A 9939-nucleotide genomic window follows, 5' to 3' on the forward strand; every position below is an offset into this window, starting at 1 on the left:
TACCAGGACACTCTCAAGGCGAACCTGACCGTTTTTCTAATCATGCAACAAAGCCCGCCGCAACCCGATTTTTGATTCCAGCAAATCCGGCTGAACGCATTGATTTTGGCAATCCGACCAACACTCTCTCCGGTGTGACCTTGGGCGTCTTGCCCAACACAACAACCGCTACGTTTTTAGAAAATCGCTATCCCGATGCAACCATCGTCTATTTTGATGGGGTTGAGGGTCGAGAACAAGGGGTTCAGGCGGTGGCGGACGGGGCGATCGCGGCCTTTGCGGGTGATGATATTTTGACGATTGGCGAAGTGAACCAACTCGGACTCGATCCAAGTGCATTTAGACTCGTGCCAGAACTACCGTTGACCTGTGAGTTTTACGGAGTCCTCCTACCAGAAGGAGACGACGACTGGCGACGCACCGTGAATCAGTTCATTACCACCTTCAACGAAGGTCAAACGTTGGGTCGTTGGTTCCGGGATCTCTCGTCCGTAGAACTCAATAATCTTCAGAACTGTCTCAATCGTTGACGCGGATGGGGAGAGTGGGGCGATCGCTCCCGCCGACTGCCATACAGATGGGTGTAGACATAGGTAAATGCATTCCCCATGAAGAAGATCTGGCAGGTCAGATAGAGCCACAGCATCAACACCATCACGCCACCCACCAAACCATAGGACTGGTACTGGCTGCCTATATGGAGAATACTATTGCTCACTAGCTGCTGAAGCCCCATCAATGTCCCCGTTGTGATCAAGCTTCCGAGCCAAAGATCAGTCCACTTCACCGGGGTAGACGGCAAAATTTTGAACAGCGCTAAAATCACCAGACACAGCGTTAAAAATGTTGCACCGAGCTGAATATCTTTGAGAATTAAAACTTCGTCTAATTCCACAAAGGTGATCAGGGTGTTAAACGTCTCTAACAGTTCGCGCAAAGTTTTCAAGGCAATATTTGAAAGGAGGGAAACCAGCATCAATACAGAGGCACTGAGTACCAACGAAAACGCCAAGATGCGATCGAGCAAAAACGTGATCATCGATTCGCGGAATGACGACGTATTCCGCTTCTCGTGGTAGACCTTCCAGATCTTGTCTACGGAGCGATCCAGTGCGCCAAAGACATTGCTGGAGGTAAACAAGAGCAGAATAAAGCCCGTGATTCCTGCGCCCACACTACTCGCGTTCAAATGGGACAGGGCATCTTCAAAAATGTCGTAGGCCATCGGGGGCAGTGCCGTTTGCGCGTAGGTCAAAATTTGGGTGGCGACATCTGTCTCTGGCCCCAGGAAAAACCCTGCGACACTCAAAATCACCAGAAACATCGGAAACAGCGAGAACAGCGCATAGTAGGACAGTGCCGCTCCCATTTCGGAACACTCATCCTGCTGCCATTTCCGAAAGGTTTGCACAACCAGTTGTGTGGGGGTAGCAGAAAAAATCTGGGTTTTGAGGCGTTCAAGTCTGGGATTCATAGGGGCGATCGCGTCGAGAATAGACGGTTCAAAGATTCACTCAAGACAACAGCTTTAAATCCGTATAGGTATTCGTGGCCTGTTGCTCTGCACTTTGATCAATAGCATGACGGTAGGTATCGATCTGATGATTGGGCAACAAATCGTCATTCTGGGATAGAAACGCCCACTTCTGGCCAATGTGCGCGTAGACCCCATTCAGCTTGCTGGGCGGTACTAAGGGCACGGTATCAGCTAAGTTCACAATCCGATAGCTGTTGGGGAGATGTTGATGATAGGCGTTGACAAAGTCTATGTTGCCCACCCTCGGATTTGCATAGGTGTAAAGTCGAAGTTGGGGTTTGAGGTTGGGAATTTGCAGGGCAGCGTCTAAGGCCGCAAGGATGGCGATCGCCCCCCTAAACTATGGCCAGATACATAGCAGGGCTTGGCGGGATCAAGCTTGCGAAAAACCTCTAACGGCAATGGATTCACTAAACCCTGATACACTTGCTGGAATCCGGTATGCACCTGCCCCATTGGACTGTTCAGCGCGGGATTGGTGTAGTCTTCCAGCAACGCCGTGATATTTTCGAGCCACTCCGCCCGTCGTTGGGTTCCGCGAAATAACACCAGGGAATGATCCTCTGACTCCAGCACAAACCCGTAATACACGGGAATCCTGCGTTTTAGCTTGACGACATCTTGGATCGTGTCTTCCAGAGAGTTTTCAATCTCGCCCATGCGGGCTTGCATGTCTTTTTCAACCTCGGTGAGGGGCACAGTGGCCGGACGAATAACTTCCACCTCTTCCACCGACTCCGCTTCCGTACCCTTAAACGACGCTACTTGTGTATAGGCATTCAGGCGATCGCCATAGGCAGGCAACGAGTCAATCGAACCATCATAGGTCGGGTCAACTTTCCCCTTGATGTACTGCTGGGTCGTCAGTTTATTGCACAGGATCAGCAGTTTGGACAGGGTGCGATCGTAGGGCACGGGCGGGACAAGTGGTGTAACCGACGCGCGAATCGTGCGGAGTTCCTCCAGAGAGGCGTTTTCTTGCTGGAAGGCTGCGTCCAACATATTGTCGGTGTCGAGTTGGGCTTCCGCGATCGACTCTAGCGCCTTGGCACGCTTCCGGGCATTGTGTCGCCGCACAACATCCACGGTGAGGGAGCTAGCAACCCCGGTCGCTAACCCCGTCAGTAACAGTTGTCGTCGATTTAGTTTCATCGTGGGCTTACCTTCGCGTCATCTGTAATATCCGTTGTCGCCATCCGCTTCGGGCTTGGGCGTTGGCCTGCCGCTGCATCACCCGTCGCAAGGCAGACACATCCAAACGACTACTGCTCATGTAGTACTGGTTGGTGGCTTGCCCCATCACCCAGGTAAAGGTAGAAAAGCCAGCACCCAGCGCCAACGAACGGATGGACGGATGCAGCAATCCCAGCCCAAAGAGGGTCAGCCATGCCATAAAGGCGATCGCCAGTGCTCCAAGGCAACCAAACATCCGCCCCACCCCAGCAAAGACATCTGCACCCTTGGGTTTGCCCCACTGCGCCCCAATATCACGCAGCATTTTGAAGACGAGAACGGCTAATCCCAGCAGCTTCAGCAACAGCAGATTGGGAATGGGAATCAAACCAATAATTGCGGCACCGATGGCATAGTCCAAAATCAGCGATCGCACCTGACGGCTATGGCTAATTAATCGCCGCATCCCCAGCACAATACCCCGCCCTGAAACGGATGGATCAGCCCAGTCCACCGAGGCAGAATCTGGGAGTTCACTCGCATCAGCGTCTATGTGAAAGGCATGGCGAATTTGGGCGAGTCGCTGTTCTTCGGCAGGGGTGATGCCGGACAGTTGGGCGATCGCGACAGCCTCGGCATAGGTGGCTTGCTGAAGTTCAGGAGATTGAAGAACGGAAAAGGCATCCTGAATCGAAAACGAATGGCTGAGTAATTGATCAATACTGATCGATTCTGCCTCACTGTCACCTAAATGAAGTTGGATTGCCTGGTTGAGCATGGTTTGCTCCCAGGGCTGAATTTCCCCATCCGCCTGAGCGATCCAAACCAGTATTCCAAGTCTGGCGAGCGTTTCATCCGGTATAGGCACGAGTCTTGAAACGACATTCTCACGACACGACGAAACCATTCTGGCTGATCTGGAGTAAAAACGCTATCTATCCCGGACAGTTCACTGTGCATCTCCATAGCAAAACCATTCAGGCAAACTGATTCAGCACTCATACCTGGCTCATACCTGCATGTAGCGTTTCTAGCAAGAACAAACCGCTTCCAGTAGAGTATATTGGGGAATACGTTCGGTGATACGTAGGCCTCATGACTTCAAAACAATTCTCCCTTTTTTCATCCACTGAGCTCTATCAGCTAGAGCGATCGCCCCGTCTGGATACGCCCCTAGAGATGAGCGCTGAAACGTTGTTAGATTGGAAAGATCGCATCATTCAATTTCAGCGGCAGGTGACCCTGAGTCCTGCTTTAGAACAAGGTCAACTCTTCGATGCTCCTTCTGCGACTCATCTTGATCCCAATAGCCTCGATCCCTTTGCCCTCGAACGGCAGAATACGGACTTTTGGCGATGGACAGAACGCGATCGCGGCGTGGCAGCTTTCTATTTTGTGATCGACTACGAATGTGATTTGTTGCTGTACGTCGGTGAAACGATTACGTCAACTCAGCGATGGAAAGGCGAACACGACTGCAAACGCTACCTGATGCAGTACCGACAAGCCCACTATCAACATGACCTAAGCTCAACCCTCGGCATCGCCTTTTACCGCAATGCCCCCACCGGAACGCGCGATCGCCAAACGTTAGAATCTGCCTTGATTCGCAAATGGCGATCGCCCTTTAATAAAGAAAACTGGACGTTTTGGAACACGCCCTTCGTCGGGGGCAAGCTTTAGTCATCCTTAACCTAAACCCGCTCCCTGCATCACTGCATCACCACGCCGATACAGTTCCCGCGCATAGTCCGTCCAGATGCCCTGTCCCCAATACCGGAAGCAACTTGTTTCCAATAACAGAACGTACAGCAACCCTTCGAGATAATCCAATCGCTGCGTTACCCCCGGATCTCGCTGCACCTGGGCGTCAAACACCTCATGGAACCGCGCACTGAGCTGATTCATCGGTTCCAGCACGTTTTCATAGCCCCGCACCCAGCTTAAGTCATTAGTCCAGGAGGCTCCATCCATGTGGAAACGGTGATCCGTTTCCTGAAGATGCTGAATAGCCTTGGCGACTGCTTCCGGTGTAACGTGATCCCGATCGACCTGTTGCCAAATCTTGTGCTGTCCCACCGCCTGACACACAGGATAATCCTCTGGCTTCACGCCTGCCGCTTCAATCAGTTCAATGTATTCCGTCCCGTTAATTCCCGTCACGCCCGTTTGGCTGCGTCCGTTGGGCTGAAGGTCGTACCACACAGGCTGAAAATCGCGCGGAAACTCGTTCATCATCACGCCGCCATTTTCACCATCGGCAATCTGGGTGACGCAACTGGGAACCTCCACCGATCCGATCCGCTGGCGTCCGCGTCCTTTGGCTTCGTGGTAGGGCTGCATTTGGGCGACTAGCTTGGTATCCGATCCCTGGGTTTTGATGAGAACGGTCATGCTAATCGTTTCCCCGTGGGAGTTTCGGGCGACTAGGCGATTGGGAATATATTTATCGTCATGGTGCAGGCCGGAACCATCTAAGCGCTCAACGGAATGCTCCTGCACCATCAGCCAGCGATAGCCACACTCCTTCAGCGCTTTCAGATATTCGTACAGCGTATCAGGATGGTTGGGCAGATGCATTTCCGGTGGCGAAAAGCCCTTAACGCGACTGAGGGCTTCATAGCCAAAGGTGGCCGCAAAGTAGTGCTGCCACGCCTGAATTTGGAGCTTCAAATCGGGGATCGGCGTGGAGGGGGCAACGGAATGGCTCCACATCGTTCCCAGCCATTCGACGTGGGGATAGTACTGGCGATCGCACGTAATCCGCTTCAGATTATTGATCACGTCGTCGCGTCCCATCTGCTGCAAGCCCCACAGCAAATTGCCAGAATAGTCCAGCATGATCCGGGGATTGCACCCATTCGCCACCAGTTCAGGAATAAAATCTCCCATGCGGCTGTAGCACCAGGCGAATATGCCAGCATTGTGGTTGTCGCCGTCGTGGGGATGCTCGAACATATGCTGCAAATTGCAGATCAGTTCTCCGTTTGCGCCAGCAGGAATCGTAGGTTGGTGCATGTGGAGCGCACAGGCAAACCCTGCCGAAATTTGGTTAATGTCTAAGTTCGTAACCGGAAGCGCAACGGGATCAGAACTCTGGGTAATCGTCGCGATCTCAGCCTCCCAACCACAGATATTGGGCAATCCGTTTCGCCACGGACTTAAAGTAGGCAGTTGGGACGGAGAAACAGAAGCAATCATGGCGGGTTCCTATGAACGGTGGGCAGGAGCATATCTTCACTCTGGACTTGCGCCTGAGCGATCGCACACTCCTCTGCATTTTCAAGGGTGCGGGCGATAGTACACTTCCTTTTTAAGATGGATTTAACTTCTTTAGCACTTCATGTTTGAATAGGAGCATTACAAATGAACTTTTATGAAGAGGAAGGCTGGGATGTACATCGTACAGATTGCTTCTGAATGCGCTCCCGTCATCAAAGCGGGCGGATTGGGCGATGTGGTCTATGGACTCAGCCGTGAGTTAGAAACCCGGGGTCACTGCGTCGAAATCATTCTGCCCAAGTATGACTGCATGCGGTACGACCACATTTGGGGACTGCATGATGCGTATCGGGATCTGTGGGTACCCTGGTACGGTGGCGCGATTCATTGCTCGGTCTACTGCGGATGGGTACACGGTCGCCTCTGTTTCTTTATCGAACCCCATTCTGAGGATAACTTCTTCAATCGAGGGCATTTCTATGGATCAAACGATGACAACATGCGCTTTGCCTTCTTTAGCAAGGCCGCCATGGAATTCCTCCACGTCAGCAATAAGCGTCCCGACATTATCCACTGTCATGATTGGCAGACGGGGTTAGTTCCGGTATTGCTGTACGAAATCTATAAATGGCACGGTATGGCTCATCAGCGGGTGTGCTATACCATCCACAACTTCAAGCACCAAGGGATTGCGGGAGTTGAGGTGCTGTGGGGGACGGGACTAAACAACGAAGCCTACTATTTCAACTACGAACGGTTGATGGATAACTTCAATCCCTTTGTGATCAACATGATGAAGGCGGGGATTGTTTACTCAAACCATGTGAACACCGTATCACCACACCATGCCTGGGAAGCTCGGTTTGGCGATGTCAGCTATGGCTTGGGACACACCCTAGAACTCCATCAGCACAAGTTCTCCGGCATTTTAAATGGTGTGGACTATGACGTATGGAACCCAGAGATTGATAAATATATTCCCTATCCATTCACAGCGGATGATTTTGAAACGAAGGCGCTGAATAAAAAAGAGTTTCGCGATCGCTTTAAATTGGAACACAACGACAAACCACTGGTGGTCTACATTGGGCGATTGGATGCCCAAAAAGGGATGCACTTGGTTCACCACGCGATCTACTATGCCCTCGATAAAGGCTCACAGTTTGCCCTCCTAGGATCGGCGACAGAGAAGGCGATCAACGACTGGTTCTGGCATGAGAAGATTCATCTCATCAGCAACCCCGATTGCCATCTGGAAATTGGGTTTAATGAGGAGCTATCTCACCTGATTTACGCGGCGGCGGATATTATCGTTGTTCCCAGCAACTTTGAACCCTGCGGCTTAACTCAAATGATTGGGTTGAAGTACGGTGCGGTTCCGGTGGTGCGCGGTGTTGGTGGCCTTGTCAACACAGTGTTTGATTGGGATTACGATACGGAACATCCCGTTGAAGAACGCAACGGCTTTGTGTTCTATGAGCAGGATAACTATGCCCTGGAATCTGCCCTAGGTCGAGCGTTGGATCTGTGGTATCAGTCGCCGGAGTTGTTTAAGCAATTGGCGATGCAAGGGATGCGGTGTGACTACTCTTGGAATAAGCCCGGTGCAGAGTATGTAGAACTCTTTGAGCGTATTCGTCATAAGTGGTAGATTCGCAGGTCTCTTTCGCGGGCATTGCCCGCGAACAGAGGCTATGTGTGAGAGCCTTGAAGGATTTTTTGAATGAGCTCCGTTAGTTCTTTGAGTTTGATGGGTTTTGATACGTAATGGTTTGCTCCGGCCTCCAGGCAGCGATCGCGATCGCCCGACATGGTGAACGCGGTCAGTGTAATGATCGGGATATGGGACGTTTTGGCGTCTGCGCGTAGCCGACGGGTCGCCTCCAATCCGTCTATTCCCGGCATTTGTACATCCATGAGAATCAAATCAGGATTGTGAGACTGGGCTTGGGCGATCGCCTCCTCCCCGTTCTGAGCCGTGACCAAGTGATATCCACGGGTGCTGAGATAGCTAGAAATGGTAATTTCATTCATCTCATTATCTTCGGCAAGTAGGATTAATGGCGGTTCAGTCTCTACTCCATGGGGATTACAGGTACCTTGAGTGCTGGCAAGTGATGATAGCGGATTAGAGGGCGTCAGCTTTTGGAGGGTTGCCCGGAACTCATTCTGGGAAATCGGTTTGACTAAGCACTCGGCAGCACCAAGACTTAAACCGCGCGATCGCTCATCGACAACCGATACAATGATCACCGGAATTGACTGGGTTTTGGGATGAGCCTTTAGTTCTTTTAAGACTTCCCATCCCGATTTGTGGGGTAACAAAATATCAAGGATAATTAGACCGGGTTGAAGTTCCAAAACAAGGTCAATCACACCTTCGCCCTGAGCATAGACGGTGGCCTCCATCCCCGCTGCTTCCAAATAACGGGTTATCTGTTCACTGGCGGTTGCCGAATCGTCAATCACCAGAACGGTTCGATTGTGGGTAGAGAGACTCCGGGGTGCTGTGGGAAGCGGTACACCACAGTCCACCTCCTCGGCAGGAGTGTAGGGTAGCCAAACGGTAAAACAACTTCCTGTGTCAGGCGTACTGGTCACGGTTGTGATGCCATCATGGAGTGCCACCAATCGACGCACCAACGCTAGCCCCAACCCTGTTCCGGTTTGCTGGCGGTTTAGATCGCTGTCAAGCTGTACGAAGGGTTGAAACAGCTTTTCAAGATCGTCATTCGCAATCCCGATGCCTGTGTCGGTCACTGAAAAGCGTAAGAAACGCTGGCTATTTTGAACCTCGGTTGTCGCCCTGAGCGTGACGTTTCCACCGTCCGGTGTGAATTTCACCGCATTGCTGAGTAAGTTGATCAAGACTTGACGGATCCGCAGTTCGTCTACCCTAATGTTAGGTAGATTGGGCGGTATATCTAGGTGAAGCGTAATTTCTTTTTTGACGGCCTGTTGGCGGACAAACATAAGGCTGGAGTCACACAAATACTTCGGCGAAGTAGGTGATCGTTGAAGCTCTAGCTTGCCAGCTTCAATTTTAGAGAGATTGAGGATATCGTTGATCAATGCGATTAGATGCTTGCCACTCCGCTCAATCATCTCAATGGGTCGTTTTTGGCGATCGCTCAGTGCCCCAAAGACTTCATCTTGCAATCCCTCTGTCATCCCCAAAATCGCATTCAACGGTGTCCTAAGTTCGTGACTCATATTCGCCAAGAACTCATCTTTGAGGCGGGTCGCCCGATCCAACTCCGCATTGGTGAGGGCTAAGCGCTCGTTAATTTCCTGAAGTAGAATTTCCGCTTTGCGGCGATCGCTAATATCCAGAACAGTTCCCAGTAATTTACTCGGTTGACCATGACTGTCCATAATCAAGTCCGCACGGGACAAAATATAGCGAATCTGACCGTTTGGACAACAGGCGCGATACTCTAACTCAAATGGCTCTCGAGACTCGGTAATAATCTGTGTGGTTTGGTCTAAAACATCCCAATCCTCCGGATGAACGTAGGTTCGAAACTCTTCATAGGTCAGATCCCCCTCAGACGGATCCCGTCCAAAGATTTTATAGGTTTGTTCAGACCACTGTATTGTCTGATTCTGGAGGTTGAACTCCCAACTCCCAAGCTTCGCAATTCGTTGAGCCGCACTGAGGTGAGCTTCGCTTTCGCGCAGTTGATCCTCAATGCGTTTACGAAGGGTAATGTTCGTTGCAATCCCCAATACGTTCCACGATTGCCCGTCTAGGGAACGAATGGGCACTTTCACGGTTTGGAAATATCCCTGGTCTCCTTGGGCAGATGTAATCACTTCTTCGACGACACAGGCAGTACCCGACTCAATGACTGCATAGGGCGTTGTTGCATGAAAGAGGGGTTGCGGGCAGGAGAGGCATGGTAAATTTCAGTTATCACAGGCTTTGTTGCATGATTAGAAAAACGGTCAGGTTCGCCTTGAGAGTGTCCTGGTATTAACCTTCAACCTTGTAGCTATCGGGTTTA

Annotated in this window: 9 protein-coding genes; 3 read left to right on the forward strand and 6 right to left on the reverse strand. The window is 51.2% G+C overall.

All coding sequences use genetic code 11. The features are described 5' to 3' along the window. Nucleotides 1–530: transporter substrate-binding domain-containing protein (locus IGR76_06895; protein MBF2078240.1), on the forward strand; the 530-nt coding region annotated here is incomplete at its 5' end. On the opposite strand, the gene IGR76_06900 is transcribed toward IGR76_06895, so the two are convergent. The 4 genes from IGR76_06900 to IGR76_06915 are packed head-to-tail and all read right to left on the reverse strand — an operon-like array spanning nt 509 to nt 3578. Further along, nucleotides 509–1474: a YihY/virulence factor BrkB family protein gene (locus tag IGR76_06900; protein ID MBF2078241.1), complete on the reverse strand. Its 966-nt coding sequence runs from the start codon at nt 1472–1474 to the stop codon at nt 509–511. The two genes, IGR76_06895 and IGR76_06900, sit on opposite strands and share 22 nt — an antisense overlap. A gap of 40 nt (nt 1475–1514) precedes the next feature. Further along, nucleotides 1515–1865 carry a hypothetical protein gene (locus tag IGR76_06905; protein ID MBF2078242.1) on the reverse strand — a complete coding sequence of 117 codons (351 nt, stop codon included), beginning with the start codon at nt 1863–1865 and terminating at the stop codon, nt 1515–1517. Further along, nucleotides 1844–2689 (reverse strand): hypothetical protein, encoded by an 846-nt coding sequence (locus IGR76_06910; GenBank protein MBF2078243.1) that lies wholly within the window; start codon nt 2687–2689, stop codon nt 1844–1846. Before IGR76_06910 ends, IGR76_06905 begins: the two co-directional genes overlap by 22 nt. A 7-nt stretch (nt 2690–2696) precedes the next feature. Continuing rightward, complete coding sequence (locus tag IGR76_06915; protein MBF2078244.1) at nt 2697–3578, reverse strand: hypothetical protein; 882 nt, start codon at nt 3576–3578, stop codon at nt 2697–2699. A 227-nt stretch (nt 3579–3805) separates the two neighbouring features. Between IGR76_06915 and IGR76_06920 the strand changes: the two genes are divergently transcribed. Then, the gene (locus IGR76_06920) at nt 3806–4393 is read left to right on the forward strand and encodes a GIY-YIG nuclease family protein (GenBank protein MBF2078245.1); all 588 of its coding nucleotides are present in this window, start codon (nt 3806–3808) and stop codon (nt 4391–4393) included. Nucleotides 4394–4399: 6 nt separating this feature from the next. Here IGR76_06920 and IGR76_06925 read toward each other — a convergent pair whose 3' ends face one another. Next, the gene (locus IGR76_06925) at nt 4400–5911 is read right to left on the reverse strand and encodes a glycosyl hydrolase family 57 (GenBank protein MBF2078246.1); all 1512 of its coding nucleotides are present in this window, start codon (nt 5909–5911) and stop codon (nt 4400–4402) included. A 193-nt stretch (nt 5912–6104) separates the two neighbouring features. Between IGR76_06925 and glgA the strand changes: the two genes are divergently transcribed. Further along, a complete protein-coding gene (gene glgA, locus IGR76_06930) occupies nt 6105–7583 on the forward strand; it encodes a glycogen synthase GlgA (GenBank protein MBF2078247.1) in 1479 nt (492 codons plus the stop codon). A 41-nt stretch (nt 7584–7624) separates the two neighbouring features. On the opposite strand, the gene IGR76_06935 is transcribed toward glgA, so the two are convergent. After that, nucleotides 7625–9748 (reverse strand): response regulator, encoded by a 2124-nt coding sequence (locus tag IGR76_06935; GenBank protein ID MBF2078248.1) that lies wholly within the window; start codon nt 9746–9748, stop codon nt 7625–7627. Nucleotides 9749–9939 lie beyond the last annotated feature (191 nt).

It is taken from the genome of Synechococcales cyanobacterium T60_A2020_003 (genome assembly GCA_015272205.1).
In the GTDB taxonomy this organism is placed as follows: Bacteria; Cyanobacteriota; Cyanobacteriia; order RECH01; family RECH01; genus JACYMB01.

Coding starts and splice junctions, on each gene's coding strand:
- IGR76_06900 (MBF2078241.1), bottom strand. CDS start 1,474: ATGAATCCCAGACTTGAACGCCTCAAAACCCAGATTTTTTCTGCTACC.
- IGR76_06910 (MBF2078243.1), bottom strand. CDS start 2,689: ATGAAACTAAATCGACGACAACTGTTACTGACGGGGTTAGCGACCGGG.
- IGR76_06920 (MBF2078245.1), top strand. CDS start 3,806: ATGACTTCAAAACAATTCTCCCTTTTTTCATCCACTGAGCTCTATCAG.
- IGR76_06925 (MBF2078246.1), bottom strand. CDS start 5,911: ATGATTGCTTCTGTTTCTCCGTCCCAACTGCCTACTTTAAGTCCGTGG.
- glgA (MBF2078247.1), top strand. CDS start 6,105: ATGTACATCGTACAGATTGCTTCTGAATGCGCTCCCGTCATCAAAGCG.